The sequence below is a fragment of the Sporosarcina quadrami genome (genome assembly GCF_014836615.1).
Lineage (GTDB): Bacteria > Bacillota > Bacilli > Bacillales_A > Planococcaceae > Sporosarcina > Sporosarcina quadrami.
In genome coordinates this window covers 1-14,603 of the sequence record NZ_JACSQN010000018.1, presented here as the reverse complement: position 1 = coordinate 14,603, position 14,603 = coordinate 1, and the positions used below count along the sequence as shown (strand labels likewise).

At 38.3% G+C, this 14,603-nt stretch carries 11 protein-coding genes and 1 pseudogene; 1 reads left to right on the top strand and 11 read right to left on the bottom strand.

The genetic code is table 11. The features are described from left to right. Positions 1–320: 320 nt before the first annotated feature. From H9649_RS15375 to H9649_RS15325, 11 genes and pseudogenes are all read right to left on the bottom strand, one after another. Complete coding sequence (locus H9649_RS15375; RefSeq protein WP_191695782.1) at positions 321–722, bottom strand: hypothetical protein; 402 nt, start codon at positions 720–722, stop codon at positions 321–323. Then, positions 712–2,574, bottom strand: a complete 1,863-nt coding sequence (locus H9649_RS15370; protein WP_191695781.1) for a DUF2357 domain-containing protein — start codon at positions 2,572–2,574, stop codon at positions 712–714. The genes H9649_RS15375 and H9649_RS15370 overlap by 11 nt, the downstream gene beginning before the upstream one ends. After that, positions 2,558–4,561 (bottom strand): AAA family ATPase, encoded by a 2,004-nt coding sequence (locus H9649_RS15365; protein ID WP_191695780.1) that lies wholly within the window; start codon positions 4,559–4,561, stop codon positions 2,558–2,560. The genes H9649_RS15370 and H9649_RS15365 overlap by 17 nt, the downstream gene beginning before the upstream one ends. After that, positions 4,558–5,970, bottom strand: a complete 1,413-nt coding sequence (locus tag H9649_RS15360; protein ID WP_191695779.1) for a hypothetical protein — start codon at positions 5,968–5,970, stop codon at positions 4,558–4,560. The genes H9649_RS15365 and H9649_RS15360 overlap by 4 nt, the downstream gene beginning before the upstream one ends. A 55-nt stretch (positions 5,971–6,025) precedes the next feature. After that, entirely contained in the window at positions 6,026–7,963 is a 1,938-nt protein-coding gene (locus tag H9649_RS15355; protein WP_191695778.1) for a DUF2075 domain-containing protein, read from the bottom strand. Positions 7,964–8,262: 299 nt separating this feature from the next. Further along, positions 8,263–8,886: a hypothetical protein gene (locus H9649_RS15350; protein ID WP_191695777.1), complete on the bottom strand. Its 624-nt coding sequence runs from the start codon at positions 8,884–8,886 to the stop codon at positions 8,263–8,265. 19 nt (positions 8,887–8,905) lie between these two features. Continuing rightward, positions 8,906–9,538, bottom strand: coding sequence for a hypothetical protein (locus H9649_RS15345; RefSeq protein ID WP_191695776.1), 633 nt, complete (start codon positions 9,536–9,538; stop codon positions 8,906–8,908). Positions 9,539–9,614: 76 nt separating this feature from the next. Beyond that, positions 9,615–10,604, bottom strand: a complete 990-nt coding sequence (locus H9649_RS15340; protein WP_191695775.1) for a helix-turn-helix transcriptional regulator — start codon at positions 10,602–10,604, stop codon at positions 9,615–9,617. A 39-nt stretch (positions 10,605–10,643) separates the two neighbouring features. Beyond that, positions 10,644–11,252: pseudogene (locus tag H9649_RS15335) on the bottom strand (APH(3') family aminoglycoside O-phosphotransferase); the annotation flags it as partial. Positions 11,253–11,267: 15 nt separating this feature from the next. Further along, complete coding sequence (locus H9649_RS15330; RefSeq protein WP_191695773.1) at positions 11,268–11,414, bottom strand: hypothetical protein; 147 nt, start codon at positions 11,412–11,414, stop codon at positions 11,268–11,270. A gap of 209 nt (positions 11,415–11,623) precedes the next feature. Continuing rightward, a complete protein-coding gene (locus H9649_RS15325) occupies positions 11,624–12,616 on the bottom strand; it encodes a virulence RhuM family protein (protein ID WP_191695772.1) in 993 nt (330 codons plus the stop codon). 448 nt (positions 12,617–13,064) lie between these two features. Here H9649_RS15325 and H9649_RS15320 point away from each other — a divergent pair, with 448 nt between their 5' ends. Next, the gene (locus H9649_RS15320) at positions 13,065–14,462 is read left to right on the top strand and encodes a hypothetical protein (RefSeq protein ID WP_191695771.1); all 1,398 of its coding nucleotides are present in this window, start codon (positions 13,065–13,067) and stop codon (positions 14,460–14,462) included. The last annotated feature ends 141 nt before the right edge of the window (positions 14,463–14,603 follow it).

The following is a 14,603-nucleotide window of genomic DNA, read 5'->3' as shown; positions in this document are numbered from 1 at the left end:
ATGGATATACAAAAAATAATGTGAAACACATTTCCTACAGCATTCAGAATTTATGTATATGCAATTGTAGTGAATTAACCGAATTAAATCATGCACAGTCACCCGATTTTATATATTACCCTTTAAACTGATAGAACCGGAAATATCTTTCTTCCTTCAATCAAATTTCCTGTTGCAGTTTTGCTATAATAGAAACAGAATCCCACTTTAATCCAGCGAGGGTTTTCAGTATCACTTCAAACTGCACTCAAAACAAGGTCCTAATCCAATCAATTCCGAGGTGTGAGCCTTATAACTTTTATTTCCATTTTAAACACATACTATTCTTTAGTTAATTTCATGTAATGCAAAGAGGCGAAATTTCTCCAAAGTCCATGTAGTTCCTCAATTTGTTCCTCTCTTAGATAGGAAAATACTTTTCCAAATTCATCAACTAAATTTTCTACGTTTAAAGATACAAAACCACCTCTAACTTGTTCCTCCTCCAATAGGAGAAATAGAAGATGATTTTTACCTACGTACTGATTAGTAAATAAGTTCGTTGATGGCTCTATAATAATCAATCGAAAAATGGATGAATTTCCATACAACTCATAATAAGCAGAATTCAAGTTACCAGAGAAGTAGTTTATACCAATTGAATCTTCATCCAATAATAGTTTAGGACCTTCCATGAATTTTCCTCTAAGAATTTTCTGGATTTCTTTTTCTTTATTTAACATAAGCCCCCTCCTCTACTTGTATTTGCGATAAAAAATCATCTATCTTTTCTTTTAATATGTCATAACCAAATGATTTTATATCACTGTTTGGATCACTTGGCTCAACTTGAATATATAGCATACTCTCTCCATAAACATGGTCTGCCTTAACTGGATCAACACCACTCTGTTTTGGATATAAAACTATTACTTTATTGATCGGTGTCTTCACAGGATCATTTCCCCTATGAAACGCTAAGGAGTCAAAATACTCCAGGTTTTTAAAATCCCGTAGTTGCAACTTAACATCAGGATCTATATTCTGATTAATTAAGTATTTATGACGTCTACACTTAGACTCTACTATTAAACCCGCTTTATCAGAATACAGCGAACCGTCTTGATGATATATCGTTATCCGTATATCGGGTCTTCTTCCTACATTGTTAAAATAACGGCTATAACTTTGATCAATTATTGTACTTTCGATTTCGGTATCATATGCAACTTCAATATAATGATCACTATCTTCTTTTTCAAAACGCAAGATCGTATCAGGTGGTAAAGTTCCTATATGATGATGGGGACTGTCTTTACTAGCCAACCAACCATCAACCCACTTATAATTATTTTCTCTTAATATATTGATGACTAAGCCAACATTATAATATTCAAATAGCTGCCAGGTTCGTCTAAATTGAAGACCAGGTAAATTAGATTCAATCTTTTTTGATTCTATTTTTACTAATTCTTTGTACAGCAAATAAATCTTTCGATATCTATAATCTTTTAATAGACGTTGAGTAATTTTCCGAGGTTTAAAAATTGGTATCTGTTTAATCCAGTTGTTTTCTTCATACTCCGTAAAGAAGTTATTTAGTTGACGCAAGAATTTCCTGTATTCTATATAGCTGCCTTTTTCTTTTTCTAACTCCTCAATTCTATTAATTATTCTCTTCTTATTTCTATTTAGTCCTTCGAGTGACTTTTTATATCCAAAAGCATTATTACCTATTTCTATTTGTTTCCTATTTTGTTGTAATATTATGTTTTGATGTTTTATTTTTTGAGACACTTGTAAGATTTCTTTTTGGAAGCTCATTTCAAGTTTTCGAAAGCGTTGAAGGAAAAAATAAATAATAAACTTTATCCATTGATTTTCTATATTATTAAATGTTAAAGTTGCATGTTTTGTATAATAAAGGCTTGGATATGAGGATAAAGATTTTTTTTGTTCTCCTTTTTGGGCTTGCCATCGAAAACTTTTACTATCCAATTTCCTCGGGGCCGGTGAAGCGGTATATTCACCGATAAGATCCGTTATGGGGTCTTGTAAAATCATATCTAAGTTACGCTGAATAGGTCCCTTGTATTTATTTATGAATTGAAATAGCTGTAACAAGGTAGGATTAAAATCCACTATCGGAGTAGCCATTCCTAATTTTTGTCTAATTATATCATACGATAAACCTTGAAGTAGGCTCTCTAAATATAATCTTAGATTTAATAATGATTCATCTGAAAAGTCTTTTGATCGTACTGTATAATAAGAAACAAAATGGGATTTGCTAGTGATAACTTCAAACCTATAATGTCCCGGCACCAACATATATTCAGTATTAGCTCCACTCATGATGGTCGTCGCAACATCCAATGGCTTAAGATTGAGTTCATCATTAGATTCACATGTTTCTATTTTTAAAATCGCATTATTATCACTTGGATAAACTAACTGTACGTCAACCTTAGCATACTCAGTAACTTCAATTCCTGAATACCCCACTTGTGAGGAGGATACTAGAACTACTTCTCGTTTTAAGGGCTTAGAATTAGGATGATATATTGTGAATATAACCTTAGGTTGCGTACCCATTTAAACTTAGCTCCCTTGCTTTTCGTATTAATTCATTCTTTGTCTTATTAAAATTACTAATTTGGTTTGCTGCGTTACTACTGAATAAAGAAAATAATGCTCCATTAGGCTCTTGTCCGCCCACTTCTAAAACCCCTATAAGACCCTCGTATAATTCTATTGGTCCTCTAATTTTCGTTATTACTCTTTGTTTTATAAACAAATCAATAGCTTCCCGTCTTTCAATGTTATATTCATTTGAAGAGTCTGCTGGCAAATTATTTATATATGCTCCCATTCTTATCAAACTACGAATTGAAAATCCTTTTAGAGGATCTACATTAGAAATAAAACTATCCAGTTCATCGAAGAACTCTAGTTCCTGATCTTCGAATGCATTCCAGTTTTCATTCTTGCTTTTCCATGTCATATATACTTCACCATAGGCATCTTCCAAACCAGAGTTATAAGTAAGACTTCTATCAAAGTTCTCAAGTTCATTTTTTATATCAGTAAATGAACGTTTCTCCAGCACAACTACATTAGAACGGTCTAATAAACGATCAGATAAGTCTTTTGTGGTTTCATCAGTATTCATTGTACCAACTATTACTAGATTATTTTTCAATTGGATACTATGTTTATACGTTTGGCCATTATGACAAACAGAGCCTTTACTATACAAATGTAAGAACCGTTCTCTTTCTTCCAATTCTAATAATGATATAAACGGTGCGAAGTAATGCTCAATTTGACTCAAGTTCATCTCATCCATAATTAACATATGTACTTGATTTTCATTTTCTTCTGCATGTAATAGGAATTCAACCAAACCGGTTTCTGCTGGCATATACAGACCTGAAGATGGATTCAAATAGCCTAGGATATCACCCGGTTCTGTATAAGCAGGCGATATAGGCATAATTAACATTGTTTTCTTCTCTTGACTCAAACCCAGAGTCTCTCCGTATATTGTCGCCAATTTGGTTTTTCCTATACCACTTTGACCAGATAATATAGTCATTGCACTAGATTTAACACTAGTGTGAAAGTTCACTAAGTCTTCTCTACTATAAACAAGATTTCGTGATTTTGCTTTAGATTCTAAATCTCTAATAAAAGTTATTTCATGAATCTGATTTGTGTTATTAGTGTTTTCGTCTTTACGACCACTACCGAGACCTTGTTCAGGTTCTTCTTGCATCAGTATCTCCTCTTCTAATTCTCCTAATTTCATTCCATTAAAATCTAATCGATCAGCAATTATAGTATTAATAAATTCCTCATCAAAGAAAACTATTGAATCTCTATCAGAACCAATAAACTCCTGTTTTTCATCCTCAGTTATTTCCACACGTTTTACATTATCAGGTGAGATAATCACCCGTGCATTATGATTGATAGAGGAGTCGATTCTCCATTGATTCTCCTTAATATTCCCATAGATATAATTTCCGCATAATATATAGAGAGGAGCTGGCATCGCATGGTTATATCGCTCTAAATTAATTGCTTCTTCTGCTAATAATTTCGATTCAAACTCCACTGGTTTCAAGTTTACTTTTGGCACTGCATAATAAGACAATCCCTGTTTCCACTCTTCCTCAACTATAAGGTCGTCAATATTTTTATGATATCGTTCAGACTTCTGAGTTAATACTGGTTTAAAAACCAGTAGTTTGCCACTTAATAGCTCCTTTATATATTCAATCTTCTCATTTGTGTTTGAATTATACTTAAACTCCAACGGTAGATTACTTATACTTTTGCTTCCAAAACCAATATATAGGTTTGTCATATTACTACTTTCCTGCGCCTCCAAAATCTCTTTTGGCTCTTGACTCAATGGTTTAACAAAAAAAATTACATCATCCATTTGATTAGAGTAAGTTACAGGTAATTGCTCATCACCTAATCTTGGAATATATTCTCCTTCAGACGCCAAAACTCCAACCACATAGTTTTCCTTTATCTGTTCTAATATCTTTGATGAATATAACTTTATCATTTTCGCACCGCATTCCTTTCTTTTGTTTTTTTATATCCAATCCAATCAATAAATTCCTTGTAGTCATCAAAATCCAAAACTTCATAGATTTTATTATTTTTCTCAATTTCTTTTTTCAAATTATTAAATCGCCTCGTAGATAATCCTTTCATTAACACATATACAATATCAATGTCGTTATTAGAAACTAGTCTTCTTACCTCATCTTTACTATTAGAGTTAGCAACGAATATTTCAGGGTATATTTCTCTTGTTAATTCATAATCAGTCAGGCAAACAATTCCCCAATTGTAAGATTTAGAACTACTAGTCTTGAATTTATTGATTCTATCTTCCTCAATAATCTTTTTTAGACTTAATTTATCTTTTAGTATCTCAATTTCCTTCTCGGCAATTTTTATCGAAATTCCCGACGATTCGTAGTGTTTTTCAAACTTCTCTTGCATTTCTTTTTCGAGCGCATGAAACCTTGTTTGCGAACCAACAATTTGTTCTTCTATAATACTTTTTTCTCTTTCTATTACATTCATTTTTTTTCTAAGCTTGGATAACTCTAATTTGAGTTTTGAAATTTCCTCTTCCTTAACATTTTTTGATTTTTCATACTCTCTTTCCTTACTAAGTAGTGTCTCTTTGAATACTTTGTTTTTATTTTCAATTATGGCTTCAATATTGTTGTCTTGAACTTTTAATACCTGATACATTGCTTCAATTGCCAATAACATAGACACATCATAATCTTCATCTAAATGTGTAAGAATGTATGCGGCATTGGAAATTGATAAACTATACTCTTTTTCAAACACCTCTCTAGAATTGTAGTACTGTAAAAGATTATAACTTTTGATATGTTCTTTGCATTTCTTTAATTTTTCATTGTATTCATTAGGTTGGAACTCAGATATTGTTTCAATAATATCTCTAGGAGCACCCTCACCAATGAAGCTTCTATTTTTCCTCAAATAATTTTTTAATGCTTCATCACTTTCAAAATGTTTATCAAATTGCAAAGGATCTTTTCCTGCTATAATGTTTTTTTCGATTTCTTCTAATTTAATTTTTACTTCCTCTGGATACTCTAAGAACAAAACTGCAAATCTAATATAAGAGGGTACTTTATCCCTAACTTCATTAATAAAAGCTAAAAATTCTAAAAAATTACTAAACGATTGTTTCCTGGGGATATTATAAGCTCTTATAAAAGTATAAAATGGATCTGCAGCGCCCTTAATTCGTTTACGAATCATTTTAGGCGTTGATGATTTGAATATTTTTTTTATATGTTGTTTCTTTTGATCAAACGTGGCTTTGTTTTGTCTGGTTCCCAATGGGGTTTCACCAAAGTGCTTTAGTATTCTATCAGCTTCTTTATCGTCAATTAATTCTACAAATATTTCCATTTCATTCATTGACGTCTCCCCCTAATAAATAATCTGCTTACTGTTCTAAACACCCTCACACTTTTTATTTTTTCATATTATATTCTTGCTTTACATCCACCAAATACAACAACTTTTCCCTATCCTTCTTATAAAGCGAAACCTTCTCCAATCGCTCTTCCAAATACTCCTTCAATCCCGGATCTGTACAATACACAAAACATCCCTTCTGCCCACGCGTCATCAATGTCCTATATGTATTCCGGATAATCGGGTCAGCCAGCGTATGTGCTTTTTCAGGATCTTTCTTCGCAATTCCTTTAATGCCATTTAAGGTTTTATCCCCTTTGGCACGCTTAGTAAAATCTGTGATTACTTGTCCATCTTCGAACCGCATATCATCGCCAATGATGACGCCGACATAGTCAAACTCCAATCCCTGAGCAGTATGAATACACCCTGCTTCTCTGACTGAAGAATTCTCGATTGCCCATGTATTTTCGACATTCCAACTCATACTGAAATCGTATTCTGGAATCTGAATGTCGTGGTGATTTACATCTTTGCGTTTCTTTGTTGGCCATTCCCAACAATAACCCGCCATGACCCGTGATTTATTGTTTTTACTATTTAATGCTTCAATGTCAGCTAGCATTTCATTGGGGTTGTCATACACTCTTACATCATAATCCATACCAAGATCATTCATATTCGCTGTATTTCTAATTTGGAGTACATCATCCAGCCATGCGATATATCCATCAGAACCTCCACAACGGAATTGCGAAGTCAAGCTACACGAAATAACATCTGCTTCATACTCTTTAGCGTACTGCTTGATTAAATCAACACTTCCTATGTCACTCAACGTCACTTTTTGATTTTCATCGATGAAGAATATCGTGAATGTCGAGCCTTTGATTAGTTCCTTGACTTGATTTTCACCCATATTTCCATAAAAACCCGATTTCTCATTTAATCGGTGCGCTTCATCAATAATCAATACATCAAACTCATTCTCATCCACCTTAGTAAAGCTACCTGAGCTTTTAAACAAATTATCAATATGAGTCTTTTTAAAATCACCTTTGAGCTTAATGGAATACACATCTCGAGGCGTGGAGTTCTTCGTTACATACATAGCGACAAGCCCCTCGTTGATCAATTTGACTAGTAAATTGATGGCGAGCACGGACTTTCCTGTGCCAGGTCCCCCTTCAACGATCATAACTTGCTTCGTATCCGTATTAGCAGCTTCGATTGCTTTGTGGAATGCCTCTTCAAAGAACACTTTTTGCTCATCGATCATGATGAATTCTTCGTTGCCCTTCAACATGTTATTCAATGAATCTTGTAGTGATTTAGAAGGTCGAATCCGGCCGTTTTCAATCTGATAGATCAGCTTATTTCGGTCGCCTAGTTTTATGTATTTCTTGATGAACGAGCGTAATTTTTCTATCTCCCCTTTGGAAAACACTGGTGCTTTCTCCAGATGATCTTCATAATGAGGATCTGTAAGAGGATCATTTTCTGTCTTTCTGTAATTATGTAAATATGCACAGGGCTTCAACTGGATTTCCTGCTTCTGGACGTTTTCGTTGAAGTCTTCAATGAGCGCTGCATATGACCAGGCCTGATAGGAAGGATGAGTTGTCTCACGATTTCCTTTCCCAAGGTATGTTTTCACGATTGCGTCACGTGTCGGAACTTTTTCCACGACTTCCCATTGTTTCAATTCCACAATGACAACGTGATCTTGTTGGCCGTCGTTACCAGCAATCAGAAAGTCTACCCGCTTGGATGTATTCGGTATGTTGAATTCGATAGCGACAGAAGCATCGTTAGGAATGGCCTCATCCTGCATGACATTGGACATCTTTTGTAAGGAATTTTCCCATGACCTGATTTCAGCTTTCGAAGTACGACCGATCTTCTGCTGATAGGAGTTGTACAATCGATCAACAAGTAATTCATTAACAATATCACCGACGAACTGTTCTTTTGTCGATTCATAAATGATCATATGCTAACCCTCTTTCTCATTACAAGGTTCTAGTAGATGAACGTAGTCTATATGGTTTAATTTATTAGATTATCATTAATTCAATATTACCATAACATCTGTATAGTTTCAGGAAATCATTGTAAGTAACTTATCATATTATGTATTTCTCAAAGAAATAACTACACTACTAGGTCAGTTTTACCAAAAAAAGGGGTTGCATGATACACTTATCAACGTCCTAGCATTACCGCCCATTGGTAGAGCTTCATTTTTGAAGATAAAAAAAGCCGAAAGCATCAGCCCTCGACTCTCATTCCTCACTCCCCATCCTCAAACGCTTCCGGATAATTCACCGTGCCAAACACTTCCCCACTACTATAATCAACCGTATCGATCGTCACGCTCAACTTCTCTGTATCCACCCCATCAAACAACTGATAAAACATCCCAGACATCGCGAGTCCCATTGCTGCGAATCCGTCGAAGCTGTTTTCGAATGCTTCTTTGTCGACTTCCAGTGTGAATTTGGAGAAGTCTTTGTTGTAGGTGATGTCATTGATGGAGGTGAAGTCTTCATTGTTGATGAGGTCTTCGATATACTCCGTTGCGTTCGTTTTCATTTCCTGCATCATTTCTTTGTGCTTCGCTTTGGTCATTTTGTATGTAACGGATCCGTCTGCGTTTTTCTTGGCGTCTTTGATGCCGTCTTCTTTTGCTTCGGCTACGACGGCGTCGATGTCTTCGCCTTCCAGGAAGGAGGCGGGGATTGTCACTTCGACGTTCATTAGCCCTTTATCGACGGCAACTGCTCCGTTCGTTTCTTCCGTCTTTTTCTCTTCTTGTTTGCCGTTATCCACTTTTTCGCTAGCGTCATCCTTTGATGAACAAGCCGCCAAGGTGAGAGTCGATAACAACAGGATTGCCAACAGTTTTTTCTTCATCAATTTCATCTCCACTTCTTTATTTCACAAAAAAGAATACCGGTGATCCTTCGCTCGAGTTATAGGAAATCTTAAAGTCATCGCCGACTTTTACTTGATTGGCGATGTAGCCTTCCGCGGTGCCGCCATTGTAAAGCTCTTTTGACAACTCATTCGGAATGACCGCGGTTTTCCAGTCATACACTTCCCCTTCATTCGACACGAATTTGAAATTCATGCTGCTGAAATAGAGGCTGTCATCTTCGGTTTCGGACTCTTTCAGGAATCCTTTTACTTTCACCAGCACATATTCGAATCCGTCATCCGCCGGTTCATTGAACATATTTTCCGCTTCGATCAGTTTCCACGCTTCGTCGCCCTGAATTGTTTCAAGAAGTGTAATGTCGACGAATGATTCGTAGGAATTGAAGCTGTCGTCGTAAATATTTTCTTTTACCGTGATCGTGTCACCGAATGGCAATGGGTTGGACCGCGTACCGACAGGCTTTTCTTTTTCTTCAACTTCCTCTTTTTCTGCATCCGTCGCTTCGTCGGTTTCTGAAGCAACGTCCGCACTTGACTTCACTTCCCGGGTATTTTTCTCGTCAATATCCCCACAAGCCGCGAGTGTCATTAGTACGAACATACTGCAAATCATCATTAATTTCTTCATTCCAATGCCCTCCTTTTTTCTTTCTCCTTCATTCTAAAGGCACGAGAAGAAGAACCTTTACGGATATCCGCAAAGGTTAGTGATAATGCTTATACATCTTTTCCGCTTCCTCTTTCATTCGACTGACAAGTTGTTGAGGATGGATGACTTTTACGTCACCGCCCCACCGGAACAACCAACGGACGAGCCCTTCACTCATCGAAACTTGCGCTTTCAAAAGGAACGTCCCGTCCTCATGATCTTGTATATTGGCATCCAGGCCGAATCGGTCGATGACGACATTAATGAGCTGAGCGGCAAATCTCGCTTCCAATGAGATGAGTTCGCCGCCGAACATATGGAACATCTTTTTTGTGTATGTATGCAGGTCGAAGTACGGGGCAGGTACAAATGGCTCGTCCTGCACACGGACGTTCCGCATCCGGTCGACCCGGTATTGTCGGATCTCTTCTGCCAGGGGGAAATAGGCAATGAGATAATAACGGTCATTGTTCCAGACGAGGCCGAGTGGATGGATGACGTAGTCTTGCCCTTCATTGCTTAACTTGAACTGAAGGTCTGTTCCATAGCGGCCGTATTGGAAGGCAACGATGCGTTTATCGTGGATTGCTTCATGGAGCAGTTGGACGGTTGCAACGATATTGGTGGCGTCTTGCGCTGAAGGTTCCGCCACATGCAGTTCATTCGTCAATTGTTTTGCTAGTCTCCGGCTTGTCAGCTTACGGATTTTCATGAGCAAACGATCGGTTTCAGGCCGAGAGATGAATTTTGCGGCACTGATCGCATCCATGAGCAAGCGGAGTTCGTGGATTTCAAACGGCCTGCCGTCATAATAATAATGCTTTGGCATGCCTAGTTTCTCTTGCACTGGAGAAACCGGGAACACAATGGATTCTTCAAGCGCTGCTACATCTTCCCGCACTGCCCCGATGCCCACTTGCGCGTCTTCGGGGAAACGGCTATGTATATCATGGATCGACAGCTTATCCTCTTCGTCTGAATAGGCCTCCAGGATGTGGATCACTTCAAGCAGGCGTTCTCTTGCCGGGATGGGCGTATGCGGCACGGTCATCATCCTTTCAAAAGTATGTAGGGAGTGAGTTCTTCAAAAAAACTCATCCAGCAATTGATAATAAAAAACCCTTTCTTCATCCACTTCTGCTAGGCCATAACCCGTCAGAAAAAACGGGACAAATTCCTTGCCGAACTTTGAGGTGATGCTCCGTATTGCCAACGCCAGATCCTGGTACTTGTCCGCAATGCCCGCTCTTCCCCAGTCGATGAAACCGCTCACCTCATCGTTAGCGATCAACACATTCGGCAAACAAAAATCCCCATGCGCAAAGACAAGTTCTTCCTGGTGAGGCTTTTGCGAGAGGAGCAGTCCGAAAAGCTCCACCGCTGTCTTCCCGATACGCTCTGCATCGAAATGATCCTCGTCCACGAGATTTTGGTCCACCCGTCTTCTCGCTTCCGCTAGCTTCCTATCTAGCCTTTGATCGAACGGGCAGTTATCGATCGGCACGCGATGGATCCTCTTCAGCCCCGCACCTAACGACCCTAACACGGAAGGCAAATTGCTAAGATGTGATGGGACGGCAGCATTTACACCATCCACTTCAGTGGCCAATAAATACTCGTTCGACGCCTCCTCCCCGTAGAAAAGGACACGCGACACTGGGAGTTGCCCGGCCACCCACTCCATCTTTTCTTTTTCAACACGAAGAGACTACGCAGAGCCCTGTCGCTGCACTTTCAAATAGTAATTATCCTGCATGCCTTCCAATAAATACGTACTAGCTTCTGAATGACCGATTGTAATGGGTTTCCATGTGGATCCGTCTATCATCGCCACTAAGTCTGAAGGGACTTCCAACAAATGAATCACCGTCTTTTCTATGCGATATAGGTTTCCATATAGACTACTTCCCCTTATAAGTCGAAGAGCCGATTTCCATCTCAACTTCTAGTAATCCTTTAACTAGTTCTCACTTCAAAGTGATAATGAGTTAGCGGAGGGGGGTACTTTTTTAATTGATGTTTCAGTGAGTCGAATGCTATAGTGTCCACGTCTGTAGATTGACTTTATCTAAATCGCTTTTCTGCTAAAAACCTATCAAAATCATCTTTCCCAGGTTTTGATAATCGTTGTTGTTGGAAGATGTCATATTGCTCTTTTGCTAACTGGTCCGCTACTCTCTTGCTGACTTTCCCCGAGTTTTTGAGAATTTCATGCTCATTGAATTCTAAAAAAGCATCTAATTTTTCCGTCCAGTCTTTCATGTACATCGGCTTTTGTTTTTTCGCTTGGGATTCGGCATAATCCAAATACATTGTGACAATTCGGTTTAAATCATCTAGCTCACTCTCCGTTAAATAATTTTTAGCAATAGTAACGTCGTCTTTTCTAATCTGATCTCCTTTCCAAGTAGTTAACCCCATATTGTCTTTGGTTGCATCAGCACGCTGCTTAATCAGTTCTGATGCTGTATGGCCATGAATAGCAAAATGCAATTTATTTTGGACTCTTGCAAAAAAGTCTTTCGTCATTTGCACATTTGGCGAGTAGTCAATGGAGGTCGAATATATGTCCGTGATTTTATTGTAGAAGCGTTTCTCAGAAGCACGAATATCACGAATTCGTGATAGAAGTTCGTCAAAATAATCTTGACCAAGATTGCGTATTTCTTTTAATCGTTCATCATCCATTGTAAATCCCTTAACAAGGTATTCATTAAGCCTATCTGTAGCCCATTGACGAAATTGTGTGCCGCGATGCGAACGGACGCGAAAACCAACAGCGATAATCATTCCGAGGTTATAGTGTTTAACGTTTCTATGAACCTCTCGTGAACCTTCAACTCGAACTTGTAAGTATTCCTTACATGTTCGATTTTCCGATAATTCCTCTTCTTCGTATATATTTTTCACATGCAGCGTAATGTTTTGTGGTGTAGTCTGAAACAACTCTGCCATCGCTTTCTGCGTCATCCAAACGGTCTCATCTTCCACGCGCACATTAATTTTTGTTTCCCCGTCTTCAGTTTGGTACATTAAGAAATTCGTATCATTTTCCACTCTTGTCACCCCTAAGCCGCTTTTCTTTTGTACTGTAGCTATTAAGAATAAGCTTACCCTAAACGAACATACGTTTCAAGCAATGACGGCTTTGTCTATCTCATCATTCCGATACGTACTCGATGTCACTTGACATCTAGTGGCACCAGAATTCCATATGATATGATATTTGCAAAAGACATGAGGGGGAAACGTGATGAATCTTTACCATTTTAAGGATCAGGTCAATCGCGTTATACTGGGCCGGGGATTTGAGTATTATGCATCGGGAATGGTCGAGGATCTTACTCATAGGGGCGAGGGCCGATACAAAGCTTTTGTGGAAGGGACAGACTTGTATGAAGTGACGATACATATGGACGAGCTTTATACGATCCTTTCATCAGCATGCACTTGCCCTTACGATTTATGACCGGTTTGCAAGCATGAAGTTGCGGTTTATTATGAAATGCTGGATCACTTCGAGGAGGGAGAGCTTCCTGAACAGAACGCTTCTCTAAGCAATCAACCCGACTTGAGAGACGTTCTAGGAAGTTTATCTAAAGAAAAATTGATTGAAATACTGGTCGATTTGGCGGATGAAGACCACGTATTGCATAAAACGTTGGTTTTCAACTACGCAAGCGTTGACAGGCAGGTGGAACTGGATCGTTGCAGAGAGCTGATTGACTCGATTACCCATAAGTTTTTAGCGAAGGAAGGATATATTTCCTATCGAAATGTCGATGATTTTGCGGATGACTTAACTCGCGTACTTGAGAGAGTCGAAACGATAGAAGATTCTTTGATAGCAATGGAGGTTGCCGGTTTGCTCCTGACTGAAGCGGTTAATTCTTATCAATACGCGGATGATTCGGGTGGCGCCATTGGTGATTTAGTTGATCAAACAATGACTATTATACAAAGTATTGCAGAAGAATCGACAGATGTAAATGTGCAGAAAGAACTCCTGGATAAGCTCATTCAGCTTTCGAAAGACAAAGCGTTTGAAGGATGGATAGACTATCGCATCGATGTACTTTCCATCAGTACTACGTTTGCGGAAGATGATGCGTTACGCAGGAGATTGATTGGTGAATTGGAATTATGGATAGATGATTCGGGAAATCGCTATGGGCATTATTCGAATGAGCGGATTTACAACTTGTTGTATGAGATGATCCAAACGCATGGTACTGTTGCGGAAGCGCGTCAGTTTATGCATGACAAATTAGACTATCCATCATTTCGCGAACGATTGTTGCAAATTGAATTGGATAATGATAATTATGAGCGCGTAGTGGAACTGGCGATGGTTGGCGAGAAAAAGGACGCAGACTGTAAAGGGTTAGTAAATCGGTGGAAAAAATGGCGCTATACAGCCTACAAGAAGATGAACTCGTCGAAAGAGCAGATAATTCTAGGGCGTGAATTAGTAGTTGACGGAGAGTTCGATTACTACTGGGACTTGAAAGACCTTGCTGCGGATGACTTCCCTTCATTTTACGCCCGATTGAAAAATGAATTGGAGACTAAGAATAATAGGGTGTATCTTCAGTTGATTGAGGCGGAAGAAGACATGGATGCCATGCTTCGCTATGTACGAGCAAACCCTTCGCATATTGAGCCTTTTTTGAAGTACTTAATGGATGAACATGAGGAAGAGGCTATTCATTTATTCAAGATTTATATTAAGGAAATGGCTGACCGGACAAACAACCGGAGTCAATATAAAGGGATTTGCCAAATGTTGCGTCGATTTAAGAAAGTTGGTGGACGAGAAGTCCAAATTCGTTTGGTTGAAGAGTTGCAAGTGCAGTATAAAAGAAGACCCGCTTTTATTGATGAGCTTAGTAAACTGTTGTGATGGGGTGTGTATTTACTGAATTGTGCGCTGCACAGGCACTGGTCACCAGCGTTGAATGGCAAGAAAAAAACAGTAAGAGCGTACAAAATATTACAGAAAAACTCTTGCAAATAAACAAAAAAGCTCCTAATGTAGATAGGG

Coding starts and splice junctions, on each gene's coding strand:
- H9649_RS15375 (WP_191695782.1), bottom strand. CDS start 722: ATGTTAAATAAAGAAAAAGAAATCCAGAAAATTCTTAGAGGAAAATTC.
- H9649_RS15370 (WP_191695781.1), bottom strand. CDS start 2,574: ATGGGTACGCAACCTAAGGTTATATTCACAATATATCATCCTAATTCT.
- H9649_RS15365 (WP_191695780.1), bottom strand. CDS start 4,561: ATGATAAAGTTATATTCATCAAAGATATTAGAACAGATAAAGGAAAAC.
- H9649_RS15360 (WP_191695779.1), bottom strand. CDS start 5,970: ATGAATGAAATGGAAATATTTGTAGAATTAATTGACGATAAAGAAGCT.
- H9649_RS15355 (WP_191695778.1), bottom strand. CDS start 7,963: ATGATCATTTATGAATCGACAAAAGAACAGTTCGTCGGTGATATTGTT.
- H9649_RS15350 (WP_191695777.1), bottom strand. CDS start 8,886: ATGAAGAAAAAACTGTTGGCAATCCTGTTGTTATCGACTCTCACCTTG.
- H9649_RS15345 (WP_191695776.1), bottom strand. CDS start 9,538: ATGAAGAAATTAATGATGATTTGCAGTATGTTCGTACTAATGACACTC.
- H9649_RS15320 (WP_191695771.1), top strand. CDS start 13,065: ATGCTGGATCACTTCGAGGAGGGAGAGCTTCCTGAACAGAACGCTTCT.